Below are 15,216 nucleotides of genomic sequence, written 5' to 3'. Positions count from 1 at the left end.
AACCCGGGACAGTTAAGCACAGAAGCCCACGTCGGCCGCTCGCCAAGTTTTATTAAAGTATTGATTTTATTAAGCTATTTACCTACTGATACACATTCTGACAAGGCACTGTGCCAGCTATGGAAAAACCCCACACCCTCCCAGACCTTTTCGAATGGAGGGCGACCTGCGGTCCTAGATAGCCGTCGCGCCACCGTCCACTGCCAAGGCGTGACCGGTAGTAAAGGCCGCACCATCGCTGCACAGGTAAAGCACCGCACTGGCGATTTCCTCGACCGTGCCAATGCGCCCGACCGGGTGCATGGCCGCGGCGAATTCGGCCTTGCGCGGGTCGGCTTCATAGGCACGCCGGAACATATCGGTGTCGATCACGGCCGGGCAGACCGCATTGACGCGGATTTTCTTCTTCGCGTACTCGATGGCCGCTGATTTGGTCAGGCCGATCACTGCGTGCTTGGATGCGGCATAAATGCTCATCTTCGGCGCCGCGCCCAACCCCGCGACCGACGCGGTGTTGACGATCGCCCCGCCGCCCTGGGCCAACAACAGTGGCAACTGATGCTTCATGCATAACCACACGCCTTTGACGTTGACGCCCATGATGGCGTCAAACTCGTCAAGGGTCCCATCCGCCAGCCTGCCCTTCTCGATCTCGATCCCGGCATTATTGAAGGCGTAGTCCAGGCAGCCGTAGGCGGCGAGGGTCTGGGCCATCAATTGCCGCACATCCGCCTCCAGCGTGACGTTGCAGCGCACGAACAGCGCTTCGCCGCCGGTCTGGTGGATCAGTGCGACGGTGCCTTCGCCGCCTGCAACGTCCAGGTCAGCGACCACCACCTTCAAACCTTCGGCGGCGAACGCCAGTGCGGTAGCGCGGCCGATACCGGCGGCGGCACCGGTCACCAGGGCGACCTGGCCGGAAAACGTCATGCTCATGAAAGATGTCCTGTGGGGAGATAACCGTGGGTCGAGTCTAGCCAAGGCTGCGCCGGGCGCGTCAGCACTATCAAAAGGCCGGTTGGGGCTGCATGAGTGCCAGTGATAACAGACGCCACCTGACTATCAGCAATGCCTATCGACCGGCATTCGCACGCTCGGTGAACCTTGCTCCCGGCCCATTCAGGGTCTATCACTTCAGGTTCAATTCCAGAAGAGTCGCTGCCATGACCGCCCAGACCAACCGCCAATTCCTGCTCGCCAAGCGCCCGGTCGGCGCGGCCACCCGGGACACCTTCACCTATCAGGAAGTCCCGGTGGGCACGCCCCAGGACGGCCAGGTGCTGGTGCGCAATGAATACCTGTCCCTCGACCCGGCCATGCGCGGCTGGATGAATGAAGGCAAGTCCTATATCCCGCCGGTCGGCATCGGTGAAGTGATGCGCGCGCTGGGTGTGGGCAAAGTGATTGCCTCGAACAACCCGAAATTTGCGGTCGGGGACTACGTCAACGGCGCCTTGGGCGTGCAGGATTACTTCCTGGGCGAGCCTCGCGGTTTCTATAAAGTCGATCCGAAACTGGCGCCCCTGCCCCGTTATCTCTCGGCCCTCGGCATGACCGGCATGACCGCCTACTTCGCACTGCTGGACACCGGTGCGCCGAAGGCTGGCGAAACCGTAGTGATCTCCGGCGCGGCCGGCGCCGTGGGCAGCATTGCCGGGCAGATCGCCAAGCTCAAAGGCTGCCGTGTGGTGGGCATTGCCGGCGGCGCCGACAAGTGCAGGTTCCTGGTGGATGAACTGGGCTTCGATGCCGCTATCGATTACAAAAGCGAAGACGTGCCTGCCGCACTCAAGCGCGAGTGCCCCAAGGGCGTGGATGTGTATTTCGATAACGTCGGCGGCGATATCCTCGACGCCGTGCTCAGCCGCCTGGCATTGAAGGCGCGCGTAGTGATCTGCGGCGCCATCAGCCAGTACAACAACAAGGAAGCCGTGAAAGGTCCGGCCAACTACTTGTCATTGCTGGTCAATCGCGCGCGCATGGAAGGCTTTGTAGTGATGGATCACGCCGCAGGCTTTGCCGCTGCCGGGCAGGAAATGGCCGGCTGGATGGCCCAGGGCAAGCTCAAGAGCAAGGAAGATATCGTGGAGGGCCTGGAGACGTTCCCGGAAACGCTGATGAAGTTGTTCAACGGTGAGAACTTCGGGAAGTTGGTGCTCAAGGTCAGCTGACCAGCGATAGATCTAAATGTTGGAGATCTGAATGTGGGAGGGGGCTTGCCCCCGATTGCAGTGTGTCAGTCAACTAATCCGTCGCTGACAGAGCGCTATCGGGGGCAAGCCCCCTCCCACATTCGAAAATCAGGCAATCTCAGCGACGACTGCCGCCAATGCCTTGGCCGGATCGGCCGCCTGGCTGATCGGGCGACCGATCACCAGGTAATCGGAACCTGCATCCAACGCCTGACGCGGGGTCAGGATACGACGCTGGTCATCCTGGGCACTGCCCGCCGGACGAATGCCCGGGGTCACCAGTTGCAGCGACGGGTGCGCGGTTTTCAGGGCTTGGGCTTCCAGCGCCGAACACACCAGGCCATCCAGGCCGGCTTTTTGCGCCAGGGCGGCCAGGCGCAGTACCTGCTCCTGGGGCTCGATGTCCAGGCCGATACCGGCCAGGTCCTCGCGCTCCATGCTGGTGAGCACGGTCACACCAATCAGCAGAGGTTTAGGGCCGCTGCGCTGTTCCAGCACTTCACGGCAGGCACTCATCATGCGCAGGCCGCCGGAGCAGTGCACGTTGACCATCCACACGCCCATTTCGGCGGCGGCCTTGACCGCCATCGCGGTGGTGTTTGGAATATCGTGGAATTTCAGGTCGAGGAACACTTCGAAACCTTTGTCACGCAGCGTACCGACGATTTCCGCCGCGCAACTGGTGAACAGTTCCTTGCCGACCTTGACCCGGCACAGCTTCGGGTCCAACTGGTCAGCCAGCTTCAGTGCGGCGTCACGAGTGGGGTAATCCAGGGCGACGATGATAGGAGTCTGGCAGACGGACATTGGAATGGGCTCTCAGGCAAGTCGAAATCGGCGCGGATTGTAGCGCAAGCGGCGGCGTTGCGGGATCCGATGATCGGTAAATACTGACCAAGCGCCATCGGGCGGGCATTTCAGGTAATTATTTCAAAGCTGATACATTCACGACATGCCCCCAACACGCCCCACGGCTAGCCTCGCTCGCACGACCCACCGACCAGCACTTCCAGCCATGGGGCTGGGCGCCTATGCTGACCGCAACAACCAGGCAGATGATCGCATGATGCATACCCCTTCCGTCTCTATGAACGACGAGCAAAAAGGCGCGGTGATCGCCGACGACAAACGCTGGAACACCCGCGCGCTGATCGTTGACGACGACGTGCCGATCCGTGAACTGCTGATCGACTACCTGGCCCGCTTCGGCATTCTCGCCAGCGGCGTCACCGACGGTACGGCGATGCGCCAGGCCATGCAGGCCGAAACCTTCGACGTGGTGGTGCTCGACCTGATGCTGCCGGGCGAAGACGGCTTGTCGCTGTGCCGCTGGTTGCGGGCGGAATCGGATATCCCGATCCTGATGCTCACCGCCCGCTGCGAACCCACCGACCGCATCATCGGCCTGGAGCTGGGCGCCGACGACTATATGTCCAAGCCCTTCGAACCGCGTGAGCTGGTAGCACGCATCCAGACCATTCTGCGCCGTGTGCGTGACGACCGTACCGAACAGCGCGCCAATATCCGCTTCGACAATTGGCGCCTCAACAGCGTGCTGCGCCAACTGGTGGCCGACGATGGCCTGGTGGTGCCGCTGTCCAACGCGGAATTTCGCCTGCTGTGGGTATTCATCGAACGTCCGCGCCGGGTGTTGAGCCGCGAGCAACTGCTGGATGCCGCCCGTGGCCGCTCCATCGAAGCCTTCGATCGCAGCATCGATTTGCTGGTGTCGCGCTTGCGGCAAAAACTCGGGGATGATCCCAAGGCGCCCCAATTGATCAAGACCGTGCGGGGTGAAGGCTACCTGTTCGACGCCCGGGACATCGGCTGATGCGCAACGCCTTCAACACGCTGTTCGGTCGACTGTTTGGCGTGTTGCTGGTGGCAATTGTGCTGGCTCATGTGCTGGCCATTTCCTGGTTTCGCTATTACGGCCCACCTCCGCCGCCGCCTCAAGAGACCTTTGTCGAGCAGCCGGATGGCACGATGAAACACCTGCCCAGGCACAAGCGACCGTGGTTTGGTGGCCCGGTGGTGCCACTGACGTTCCAGTTCATCTCGTTGATCATCGCCGCCTGGTACGGCGCCAAGCTGCTGAGCCGGCCGATCCAGCGCCTGAGTGAAGCCGCCGAGCGCCTGAGCCTGGACCTCGACAGCCCGCCCCTCGACGAGTCTGGCCCGCGTGAGGCGCAGCAAGCGGCGTCGACCTTCAACCTGATGCAGCGACGCATCCGCGAGCAGGTCAGCCAACGCGCGCGCATGCTCGGAGCCGTCTCCCATGACCTGCGCACCCCGTTGTCGCGCCTGAAACTGCGCCTGGAACAGATCGAAGACAGCAAATTGCAAGGCCAGATGCGCCAGGACCTGGACGACATGATCGGCATGCTCGACGCCACCCTGAGCTACCTGCACGAACAACGCACCAGCGAAACCCGGCATTGGCTGGACGTACAGGCGCTGGTCGAGTCCATGAGCGAAAACGCCCAGGACCAGGGTTCCGATGTGCAGTTCGGCGGGACCTGCGCACCGCTGCAAGTGCAGCCGATGGCGTTGCGATCATGCCTCAACAACCTGATCGACAACGCCCTGCGTTACGCCGGTTCGGCGCGCATCGAGCTGGCGGACAGCCGCGAGGCGCTGGTCATCCGTGTGATCGACCATGGCCCTGGGATTGCCGCCGACCAGCGTGAGGCGGTGTTCGAACCGTTCTATCGCCTGGAAGGCTCACGCAACCGCAACTCCGGCGGGGTCGGCCTGGGCATGACGATTTCCAAGGAAGCGGCGGAACGCCTCGGCGGTCGGCTGCACCTGGAAGAAACCCCCGGGGGTGGTTTGACTGCCGTGATGTGGTTGCCACGCGTCTAGAGCGGCTTGTCTTCCCGCCGCTCCTGGGCCTGGGTTGCACTCCAATCCATCAACAGGCTGTAGGCCACCGCCAGCAGGGTCGGGCCGATAAACAGGCCGATGAAACCAAAGGCAATCAAGCCGCCGAACACCCCGAGCAGCACAATGACCAACGGCAGGTTGCCGCCGCGGCTGATCAGGTAAGGCTTGAGCACGTTGTCCACGCCACTGATGATGAACGTGCCCCATACCCCGAGGAACACCGCGTAGGTGTAATCGCCCTTCCAGGCCAGCCAGGCCGTGGCCGGGATCCACACCAGTGGCGGGCCCATGGGAATCAGGCTGAGCAGGAAGGTGACGATGCCCAGCACCAGCGCACCCGGCACGCCGGCGATCAGGAAGCCGATCAGCGCCAACAGGGCCTGGGCGGCGGCGGTGCCGATCACGCCGTTGACCACGCGCTGCACGGTGCCGGCCACCAGTTCGATGTAGTAGCCCGCGCGATCGCCGATCAAGCGCTCAAGCAGGCGGTGAACGAACATCGCCAGGCGCGGCCCGTCCCGGTAGAAAAAGAACACGAAGACCAGGCTCAGGGTCAGTTCTAGAATCCCACCGCCGATTTGCGCACTGCGCGCCAGCAACCAATTGCCGACCTGCCCCAGGTAGGGCTTGATGCTGACCATCAAGGCCGCGCCCTGTTGGTCAATGCTGTCCCACATGGCCACCAGCCGCTCGCCGACCAACGGGATCGAGCCTAGCCAGGCAGGCGCCTCCGGCAAGCCGTCGACCTGGATATCCTTGATCAACGCCGTCGCATCGCGCACGTGGTCCGCGAGGTTGAAGCCCAGCCACACCAGGGGCAGCGCCACCAGCAGCATCCAACCCAGCGTCAGGATGCCAGCGGCCAAGGATTCGCGACCACCCAGCCAGCGGGTGAGCAGGACCATCAACGGCCAACTGGCAAAGGCCAGTACCGCGCCCCAGAACAGCGCCGACCAGAACGGCGCCATCACCCAGAAGCTGGCACCGAACAGCACCAGCAGCAGGATTTGCACCAGTAGGCGATCGTTATTGAGCATGGAGTATCTCTAGAAGAAGGCTGTAGGAAGAGAGCTTAGGCGAACGGCGCGGGTCCGTTCGCCTTGTAACGGTCAGCGTATCAGATGCAGGTGCAGGCCTTTGGTTTCAGCGGAGCCGGTTTCCATGCGCGCGGCGCGCACACCTTTGTCGACCAGGGCCTGGCGCCAGGCCTCGGCGTTCGGGCCGGTAAGGCTGACGCGCAAGGTGGTATCAAGGTTCAACCCACGGGAAATCAGGGTCAACCAAGTGTCGTCAGGCTCGCCGCCCAGTGCGGGAAAGTCCAGCTCGCCGGTGCTTTTCAACTCACGCAGCAGTGTTGCGGAGGTGGGCAGCAGGTCGGCCAGCGGCGCGTTGGCGTCCAGTTGCTCCACATGCAGATAGGCGCGACGGTTGCCACGGGTGATCCCATACAGCGCCACCAGGGAGTTTTCCTGGGGGGCTGCCAGGCGCAGCAGCAGGTATTCCTGCTGGCCGTCGGCACCGACCAACTTGGCGTTGCCGAACACTTCATTGGCCCACAGGCTGCTTTCACCGCAATCCCGGGCCTGGCACCAGAACAGCAACTGCGCGCCCTTCGCCTGCAACGCTACGCGCGTCGCAGTAAATGCGGCACTGGAGCTGTGTTCGGCGGGTAATTCATAGGTGATGGCAGTGGCTTGGCCCCGCGCGGTGGCCTGACCTTCATAACGCAACTGGCCGCTGATCTTGCGGATGGCGCCCATGGGGTAGATGCGTTCTTTTTCTTCGGCGGGACGGTAGTCGACGATTTGCGCGTCGACCTGGCGGGCCACGGTGGGCAGGTCCTGGCTACCCGGTACGTCGGCGGCAAATACCAGTGGGCTCAGAAGGCTCAAGCCCAGGATACGGATACATCCGTTACGCACGCTCATAAGATCAACGAGCCCTGGCCATCGGCGGTCACAGCGGTGTTGAAGTAGTTCATGGTTGACTCCCTTTCAATCCGCCCAGCCTCGGCAGTTGACCGCCCCAAGTCAAGGCGCGGAGAAGAACCGATTGAAACAGTCTGCAACAAGGACCGCGCCGGGCTCGTCATTCAGGTGTAAATGATGGCCGCCTGGCAGCGTGGTGACGGTAAAGGGTAGCTGGGAAAGCAATTCGGAATGTTTCGCCAACATGCCGTCTGCGGCCACCACCAACTGTGTAGGACAACCCACACGCCGCACGAAGGCCATCGCCTGCTCATCGGTCAGACGCATCGGCGAAGCCAGGGTCAGGCGGCTGTCGGTGCGCCAGGTGTAACCGCCCGGCACCGGCATCAGACCGCGCTGGGCCAGCAGTTCGGCAGCTTCGCGACTGACCGCCACCACGCCCTTCATGCGCGCCTCAACCGCTCGGTCCAGGCTGTTGTAGACCGGCTTGCGCTTGTCTTGCAGGTTCAATTGCGCCTGCAACGCCATGCCCAGCCGCTCGGCGGCGTTGTCACCGCCGGCGGTCGGAGGGATCACCCCGTCGATCAATCCCAGGTGCGTCACCCGCTCCGGCAGCGCACCGGCCAGCACCAGGGAAACGATGGCGCCGAGGGAGTGGCCAAGTAATGCAAAACGTTTCCATCCTAGTTGTTCGGCGACTTGCAGCACGTCGTACACGTAATCCCACAAGGCGTAACCGGCGCCGATAGGACGATGCGCCGAATGCCCATGCCCGGCCATGTCCAGTGCAACGATGCGCAACCCCTGAAGTTTCGGCGCCAGCCGCGCGAAGCTGTTGGCGTTGTCCAGCCAGCCATGCAGTGCGATCACCGGCAAACCATCCTCGGGACCAAACAGATGGGCTGCCAATTCGATATGCGGCAGGCTCAGGCGCACTTCTTCGACCGGTGTGCTCATGCGCAACTGCGCTCGCGGGCTTCCCAGCGGGAAAACAGGCTCTTGATCAAGGTCGCGGTGTCCTGGGGGCGTTCAAGGGGGAACATGTGGCCGCCGGGCATGGTGAGCATTTCGCCCAGGGGCAGGCGACCGACGCCGCTGGCGTGGTGACGCATCACCACCCGGCTCTGCCGGCCGCGCACCACCGCCAACGGCACCTTCATCTGGCGCACCTGGCCGGGACTGGTGTGGGGCACGCCTCGGTAGATGCTGATTTCGGTGGCCGGGTCGAAGCGCAGGCGCAAACGATCGCCCACTTGCTGCAGACCATGTTGCAGGTAGGCATCGAAGCATTCGGGATCAAAACCACGAAACAGGGTCTTGCCGGCGAAGTAACGACGTGCCGCCTCCAGGTCGCTGAACTCCTCACGTCGGCCCAGGGTGCGGCCGGCCGGGGTCAGGCGGTCGATAAAACCGAAGCGCTTGGCCGCGCGGATCACCCAGCGGTCGGCGCGGGTCAGCACCGGCGAATCAAGCATGACCACCCCACGGTACAACTGCGGGCAACGCATGGCCGCGTGCAGATGCAACACGCCACCGAGGGAATGCCCCACGCCCCACACCGGTTCCGGCTGCTGCTCCAAGTGGTGGATCAGCTCATCCACCAGGTTCTGCCAGTTATCGTCCACCGGAAACCTGGGGTCGTGACCGTGCTGCGGCAAGTGCGCCACTGCATATTCCGGGGCCATGGCGGCAAACAGCTTGCCGTAGGTGGCCGAGGGGAAACCATTGGCGTGGGCGAAAAACACGTGCTGCGACATACCGGATCCATCGACAAAAACAGAGATTGATTGTCACCAGCCCCGACCACCACAGCAATGACTGTAACTGCCAGGAATGATGACACTCACGCCACGCCTATCGCGCCGGCGGGTTCTCGCCCAGCGGCACCACCGCCATGGTCAGGCGCGACACGCAATTGGCCTTGCCGTCGTCGCTGGTCAGGCGAATGTCCCACACCTGGGTGGTGCGGCCGATATGGATCGCCCTGGCCACCGCCGTCACCCGCCCGCTGCGCACACCGCGCAGGTGGTTGGCATTGATCTCCAGGCCCACGCAATAGAACTTGCTCGCATCGATACACAGGTAGGCGGCCATGGAGCCGACGCTCTCGGCGAGGACCACCGATGCGCCGCCATGCAACAAGCCATAGGGCTGATGGGTGCGATGGTCGACCGCCATGCTGGCGGTCAGCGATTCGTCGTCGAAGCGTTCAAAACGGATATCCAGCACTTCACCGATGGTGTTTTTCTGGATCGCATTGAGTTGGTCGATGTTCGGTTGCGTGCGCCACAGGCTCATGCGCTTGTCCTTATTGGTTTTATGATGGCCCTAATCCTGCCACAGAACGGTTTCGGAACGCTCGCTCCACCTCTGGAAATGTTCACCGTAGGTCGATTCGATCACATTGCGTTTGATCTTGAGCGTCGGGGTCAAGAAGCCGTTTTCCACCGCCCAGTTGTCTTTCACCACCACCAACTGGCGCAAGCGTTCATGTTTGTCCAATGCTTGATTGACCTGCTCCAGCCAGCGCTCAAGGCTGCTGCGCAGCGCATGCGGGTCCTCGCTGATTGCCGACAACACGCACAGCCCCATCGGTGCGGTCAGGCCATCGCCCACCACGCACACCTGTTCGATGCGCGCATGTTCGGCCAGGCGGTTCTCAATCGGCGCCGGGGCCACGTACTTGCCTTTGCTGGTCTTGAAGATCTCCTTGAGGCGCCCGGTCAGGCGCAGCCGGCCGTCGGCAGCCTGCTCGCCCTTGTCGCCGGTGCGCAGGAAGCCGTCGGCGGTGATCGTCTCGGCGGTTTTCTGCGGGTCCTTGTAGTAACCGAGCATGGTTGCACCGCTACGCACCTGAACCTCGCCCGCCGGGTCGATGCGCACTTCAACACCGGGGCACGGCAGGCCGATCCAGCCGAGGGTCTGCTGGCCGGGGCGACACACATGGGAATAACCGCAATTCTCGGTCATGCCATACACCTCAAGCACGTCAAGGCTCAGGCGTTGATACCAGCGCAGCAGCGCCTCGGGCACCGGCGCCGCCCCGGACAGCGCGATGCGCAACGCATCCAGGCCCAGGCCAGCGAGCACCTTGCGGCCCACACGCTTGCCGATGAAGGGCAGGCGCAATAGGGTGTCCAGGCGTTTTTCCGGGATGTTGGCGTAGACGCCCATCTGGAATTTGGTCCATATACGCGGTACGCCAAACAGCGCGGTCGGCCGCGCCCTGCGCAGGTCAGTCAGAAACGTCTCCAGGCTTTCGGCGAAAAACACCGTCTGCCCGGTGTAGATCGCCGCCATTTCCACAAACATGCGCTCGGCCACATGGCACAGCGGCAGGTAGGACAACAGGCGGTCGCCCTCCCCCAACCCGAACAACTCGGTGCCACGGGTGGCGGCAAACCCCAGCGCGCCGAAGCTGTGCATCACGCCCTTGGGCAGACCGGTGGTGCCGGAGGTATAGATAATGGTGGCCAGGTCCGTAGCGCACGGCAGCGGGTCGTCCCGGATCGGCGAACAGGCTTGCAGGTCGGCCCAGCTGAAATCGAACGCGCCTGTTGGGCACAGCGGCAAGCTGATGGTCGGGACATCGGACGGCACACCGGGCGCCATGGCGGGCCAGTCGTCGAGCTTGCCGATAAACGCCAGCGCCGCCTCGGAATGGCTGAGCACATGGGCCACGGAGTCGGCAGTGAGGTTGGGGTACAGCGGCACCGAGACATGCCCGGCCATCCAGATCGCCAGGTCGGCAATGATCCAGTGCGCGCAGTTTTTCGAGATCAGGGCAATGTGCGAGCCTGGGGGCAGCTCACGGGCGCGCAGCCAGTGCGCGGTGCACCGGGCCTGGTGGCCCACATCGCCCCAGGTGAGGCGTTGCACCTCGCCGCCGCCAATGGGCTGCACCAGAAAGGTCTGGCGCGGGTGCCGCGCTTCACGTTCGAAAAACACCTGCAACGGCAATCGAAATGCGACGGGCATGGGACGCGCTCCTTTGTGGTCCGACGATAGCCAACCAAGCACTTGCTTGGTTGACTATATAACACACACAAAGCCGCGATAACGCCTACGGATTCTTCACGCTGACCAGGCTCATCAGCCCCGCCAGCGGGAAATCCCCCTCCAGTTCCGCCAGGCTGGCGGTGTACATCGGCTGCGGCTGGCGCTGGTGGCCGTGCTGCAGGACGCTGATCAGGCTGCCGACCAGGGGCTGATGGCTGACCAGCAGCACATTGTCGTCGGTGTCGAGCTTTTCCAGCACCTGCAACGGGTTGCCATCGGGCGTCAGCCACGCCACGGTGCGGATCTGCGACTCGAAGCCCAACGCATCACGCACCAGATGCGCGGTCTGCTGCGCCCGCACATAGGGGCTGGCGATGATCGCGCTGAGGGGCTGACCGATCAGGTGCGCAGCACTGCGCAACACTTCGCCACGGCCGTGCTCGGTGAGATTGCGTTCGGCATCGGTGCGTGCATGCCCTTCGGCCTCGCCGTGGCGCAGTATCCACAGCTTCACAGTTTCGGCTCTTCATCACGCACAGGGTGCGGCGCCGGCGGCACGCTGTGGGCGGCTTCGCCCTCGGGTGCGCGCGGGGTCGGCCAGTCGGCGAACGGCCACGGCTTTTGCTCGGTGTGGAAGCTGCCGAAACGGCCGATCTGCGCCAGGAACTGGCTGAGGCTGTCGCCGAAGTTCATCAGGCCCAGGTTCGGTGCGCCGTAGACCAGGCGGTAGATCAACTGCACCACCACCAGCGCACCGAGCAGGAACTGCGCCACTTGCCACACCAGGGCAAACACCAGCATCCACAGGATGCGCAGGGCAATGGATTCGTACTTGGGGGCTGCTTTCGGATCGTTCATGACGCGTTCCTCAGTTGAAACCACTGGTGGAAATAAAGTCGACATCGGTCTTGGGCTCGGCGCGCATCAGCAACTCGATGACCTGGTTCAAGGTGCGCCCTTCAAACAGGATCGCGTGCAGCCCGGCGACCAACGGCATATATACGCCAACTTCCTGGGCCTTGGCCTTGAGCACCTTGAGTGTGTTGACGCCCTCGGCCACTTCGCCCAGGCGCGTGACTGCATCTTCCAGGCTCAGGCCCTGGCCCAGGGCGAACCCGACTTGATAGTTGCGACTTTTCGGCGAGGAGCACGTGACGATCAGGTCGCCCACGCCCGCCAGCCCGAGGAAGGTCATCGGGTTGGCGCCCTGGTTCACCGCAAAGCGGGTCATCTCGGCCAGGGCACGGGTGATCAACATGCTTTTGGTGTTTTCGCCCATGCCCAGTGCCACCGCCATGCCGGCGATGATCGCGTAGACGTTTTTCAGCGCACCGCCCAGCTCGACGCCAAAGCGGTCGCTGCTGGCGTAGACCCGGAAGGTGCGGCCATGCAACACGGCCTGGACCCGTTCGCAGAGCTCTTCGTCTTCACTGGCGACTACGGTGGCGGTCAGCGCATGCTCGGCCACTTCCCGCGCCAGGTTCGGCCCGGACAGCACGCCAATACGCGCCTGGGGGGCGATCTCTTCGAGGATTTCGCTCATCAGCTTGAAGGTCTGCGCCTCAATGCCCTTGGTCAGGCTGACCAGCAGCTTGCCCGCCAGGCGTTCGGCGTGGGGCGCCAGCACCGAGCGCAAGGCGCTGGACGGCAGCGCGACGAAGCACAGGTCGCAGGCCGTGAGGGTTTGCAGCAGGTCGGTAACCGGCTCGACCGCCGGATGAATCTTGATGCCTTTGAGGTAACGCGGATTTTCCCGGTGCACCCGAATGGCCTCGGCCTGTTCGGGATCGCGCATCCACTGGCGCACAGCGTGACCGTTCTCGGCCAGCAGGTTAGCCACGGCGGTACCAAAACTTCCGCCTCCCAGGACCGCGATAGGGCGCTGTTCAGTCATATGCAATCCGTTAATCCATACCAGTGGCGATGGCGGCATTATACGGGCCGACCCGTCGGCGGCCAGCCCCCGTATCAATTCGTGCGCTTGTCGGAAAATGCCACACTCACATGAAGTAATTGCAAGTCCTGCGACTGGCAAATGGCCCCACCTCAGTTAACATGGGCGGCTATCCGTAATTATCAAGGCCGTGCCGTGTATTTGGGCCCTCCTCCTCGTTCATCTCTGTGGCTGATGTTGCTGTGCAGTGCGCCTGCCATGGCCGACGACCTGTTCCTCGACAGCCAGCCGCTGCCCCAGGTATTGACCGCCACGCGCCTCAAGCAATCGGCTGCCGCCGTGCCCGGCAGCATGACCGTGATCGACAGCGAGCTGATCAAGGCCAGCGGCGCGCGGGATATCAGCGAGTTGCTGCGCCTGGTGCCGGGGATGATGGTCGGCTACACCTCCGGCAACCAGGCGGCGGTGAACTACCACGGTACCAGCGCCAGCGATGCGCGGCGCATGCAGGTGCTGATCGACGGTCGCTCGGTGTACCGTGCGGGCCTGGCCACCGTGGACTGGAGCGACATTCCGGTGGCCATGGAAGATATCGAGCGCATCGAAGTGTTCCGCGGCCCCAACACCGTCAGCTACGGCGCCAATGCCTTGATGGCGGTGGTCAACATCCTCACGCGCTCGCCGGCCAACAGCCACGGTACGCGGGTCAAGGTGGTGCGTGGCGAACGTGGCATCAACGACTTCTATGCCAGCCAGGGCGTCGGCTGGGAAACCGGCGATTTGCGCCTGTCGCTGTCCGGCCAGCAGGACGATGGCTTCGACAGCGACGCCGCTGGCGCCGACCGCCGCGACGGGCGCCGTCTCAACCGCTTCAGCCTGGCAGTGAGCCAGACGCTGAATGCGCAGCAGAGCATCGATTGGCAACTGGATGCGAAGGAAGGCACCAACCAGCGTCCCTATACCTACAGCCCGGTATTCGCCGGGATTACCGAAGGTGGCAACAACTCCGACGTCACGGCCAAGGACTACGCCGGCTCGCTGCGCTGGAATTTCGATTTCAACCCCGAGCACAGCCTGTACATCCAGGGCTCGGCCCAGCAGTGGGACCGCCGGCAAATCTGGAAGGCCTGCGACGCCAAGGTGTCGTTCAGCCCGGAATTGACCCAGCTGTGGCAGATGAACCCCAACTACGCCGAACTGCTGGCCCGGCACATGGACACCTACAGCCAAGGCACCGCGCCACCGGGTAGCGCCGCCGAGCAAGCGCTGGCCAACCAAGTGCTGGACCAATGGCGTAACGGCGCCAACCAGAGCGTGTGCGGAGACATCGACCAGAGCACCCGCGAAAGCCGCTACGATCTGGAAATCCAGGACACCCTCAGCCTGTCCGACAGCCTGCGCCTGGTCAGCGGCATGAACTACCGCTACGACCGCGCCGACTCCGACACCTACTTCAACGGCACGCTGGACGACACCACCTGGCGCCTGTTCGGCCAGTTGGAATGGCGCGCCAGCGAACATTGGCTGCTGCAAGGCGGCGCCATGTATGAGGACACGCACTTGAGCGGCAACTCGCTCACGCCACGGGTGGCGGTCAACTACCTGATCAACCCGCGCCATGGCTTGCGCGCGGTGTACTCCGAAGCCATTCGCTCGCCGGACATGTTCGAGAACAACGTCAACTGGAGTTATCGCGTCACCAACCTCAGCTCCCCGGCCTACGGTCAGACCACCGGGCAATACTTCGTAAAGACGCGGGGGCCGGGCAACCTCGATAAAGAGATGATGAAGTCGCGGGAATTGGGGTACAACGGCTTCTTTGCCGACATCGGGCTGAACATGGACGTGAAACTGTTCTACGACGAAATCACCGACATGATCAGTTCGCCGCTGCGCAATAACCAGTACATTGCCAGCAACGCCAACAGCGCACGCTTCACCGGCGCCGAATCCCAGTTCGACTGGCGCGTGAGCAACACCGACCGCCTGCGGCTGACCTATGCTTACGTCGATGCCACCAGCAGCAACCCGCGGGACAAAGCACAGACCGCGCGCAACAGTGGCTCTGCCGGTTGGTTGCGCGAATGGGGCCAAGGCTGGTCCAGCGCGTTGTTCTACTATGGCGATGACGCACTCAACCAATATCGCTTCGAACGGGTCGACCTGCGGGTGGCCAAGCGCATTGCCCTGGGCAAAGCCAACGTGGAGCTGGCTGGCATGTTGCAACAACGCCTCGATAACCAGCCCACCACCTGGGCCGATAACAACTATGACCATCGCCACGTACTCTACTTCAGCGCGGAGCTAGAGTTCTGAC

At 63.0% G+C, this 15,216-nt stretch carries 15 protein-coding genes; 4 read left to right on the top strand and 11 right to left on the bottom strand.

Going from position 1 to position 15,216, the window contains the following annotated elements; all coding sequences use genetic code 11:
• Positions 1-174 precede the first annotated feature (174 nt).
• Complete coding sequence (locus tag ACZ445_RS09240; RefSeq protein WP_179028803.1) at positions 175-936, bottom strand: SDR family oxidoreductase; 762 nt, start codon at positions 934-936, stop codon at positions 175-177.
• A gap of 227 nt (positions 937-1,163) precedes the next feature.
• Between ACZ445_RS09240 and ACZ445_RS09235 the strand changes: the two genes are divergently transcribed.
• Complete coding sequence (locus ACZ445_RS09235) at positions 1,164-2,171, top strand: NADP-dependent oxidoreductase (RefSeq protein ID WP_058427177.1); 1,008 nt, start codon at positions 1,164-1,166, stop codon at positions 2,169-2,171.
• A 129-nt stretch (positions 2,172-2,300) separates the two neighbouring features.
• Here the strand turns inward: ACZ445_RS09235 and pyrF are convergent, their stop codons facing one another.
• Positions 2,301-2,999 (bottom strand): orotidine-5'-phosphate decarboxylase, encoded by a 699-nt coding sequence (gene pyrF, locus ACZ445_RS09230; RefSeq protein ID WP_010211681.1) that lies wholly within the window; start codon positions 2,997-2,999, stop codon positions 2,301-2,303.
• A 256-nt stretch (positions 3,000-3,255) separates the two neighbouring features.
• Between pyrF and ACZ445_RS09225 the strand changes: the two genes are divergently transcribed.
• Positions 3,256-4,023: a response regulator gene (locus ACZ445_RS09225; RefSeq protein ID WP_445764755.1), complete on the top strand. Its 768-nt coding sequence runs from the start codon at positions 3,256-3,258 to the stop codon at positions 4,021-4,023.
• Entirely contained in the window at positions 4,023-5,057 is a 1,035-nt protein-coding gene (locus tag ACZ445_RS09220) for a sensor histidine kinase (RefSeq protein ID WP_058427178.1), read from the top strand. The genes ACZ445_RS09225 and ACZ445_RS09220 overlap by 1 nt, the downstream gene beginning before the upstream one ends.
• Here the strand turns inward: ACZ445_RS09220 and ACZ445_RS09215 are convergent.
• The 9 genes from ACZ445_RS09215 to ACZ445_RS09175 all read right to left on the bottom strand — a co-directional run bounded on the left by ACZ445_RS09215 (position 5,054) and on the right by ACZ445_RS09175 (position 12,899).
• Entirely contained in the window at positions 5,054-6,115 is a 1,062-nt protein-coding gene (locus ACZ445_RS09215; RefSeq protein ID WP_058427179.1) for an AI-2E family transporter, read from the bottom strand. The two genes, ACZ445_RS09220 and ACZ445_RS09215, sit on opposite strands and share 4 nt — an antisense overlap.
• A gap of 72 nt (positions 6,116-6,187) precedes the next feature.
• Positions 6,188-7,006 carry a DUF4892 domain-containing protein gene (locus ACZ445_RS09210; protein WP_058427180.1) on the bottom strand — a complete coding sequence of 273 codons (819 nt, stop codon included), beginning with the start codon at positions 7,004-7,006 and terminating at the stop codon, positions 6,188-6,190.
• Positions 7,007-7,108: 102 nt separating this feature from the next.
• On the bottom strand, positions 7,109-7,963 hold the full coding sequence (locus ACZ445_RS09205) for an alpha/beta hydrolase (protein WP_058427181.1): 855 nt from the start codon (positions 7,961-7,963) through the stop codon (positions 7,109-7,111).
• The gene (locus ACZ445_RS09200) at positions 7,960-8,763 is read right to left on the bottom strand and encodes an alpha/beta fold hydrolase (RefSeq protein WP_058427182.1); all 804 of its coding nucleotides are present in this window, start codon (positions 8,761-8,763) and stop codon (positions 7,960-7,962) included. Before ACZ445_RS09200 ends, ACZ445_RS09205 begins: the two co-directional genes overlap by 4 nt.
• Before the next feature lie 97 nt (positions 8,764-8,860).
• Entirely contained in the window at positions 8,861-9,304 is a 444-nt protein-coding gene (locus ACZ445_RS09195; RefSeq protein ID WP_058427183.1) for a hotdog fold thioesterase, read from the bottom strand.
• Between the two features lie 30 nt (positions 9,305-9,334).
• Positions 9,335-10,984 carry an AMP-binding protein gene (locus tag ACZ445_RS09190; RefSeq protein WP_058427184.1) on the bottom strand — a complete coding sequence of 550 codons (1,650 nt, stop codon included), beginning with the start codon at positions 10,982-10,984 and terminating at the stop codon, positions 9,335-9,337.
• Between the two features lie 85 nt (positions 10,985-11,069).
• Complete coding sequence (sixA, locus tag ACZ445_RS09185; RefSeq protein ID WP_464708226.1) at positions 11,070-11,519, bottom strand: phosphohistidine phosphatase SixA; 450 nt, start codon at positions 11,517-11,519, stop codon at positions 11,070-11,072.
• A complete protein-coding gene (locus tag ACZ445_RS09180; RefSeq protein ID WP_017846785.1) occupies positions 11,516-11,863 on the bottom strand; it encodes a DUF4389 domain-containing protein in 348 nt (115 codons plus the stop codon). Before ACZ445_RS09180 ends, sixA begins: the two co-directional genes overlap by 4 nt.
• A 10-nt stretch (positions 11,864-11,873) precedes the next feature.
• A complete protein-coding gene (locus ACZ445_RS09175) occupies positions 11,874-12,899 on the bottom strand; it encodes an NAD(P)H-dependent glycerol-3-phosphate dehydrogenase (RefSeq protein WP_058427186.1) in 1,026 nt (341 codons plus the stop codon).
• A 195-nt stretch (positions 12,900-13,094) separates the two neighbouring features.
• Here ACZ445_RS09175 and ACZ445_RS09170 point away from each other — a divergent pair, with 195 nt between their 5' ends.
• Positions 13,095-15,215, top strand: a complete 2,121-nt coding sequence (locus ACZ445_RS09170; RefSeq protein ID WP_464708225.1) for a TonB-dependent receptor plug domain-containing protein — start codon at positions 13,095-13,097, stop codon at positions 15,213-15,215.
• The last annotated feature ends 1 nt before the right edge of the window (position 15,216 follow it).

Source organism: Pseudomonas allii (assembly GCF_055380095.1).
This window is presented reverse-complemented; position numbering and strand designations above follow the sequence as displayed.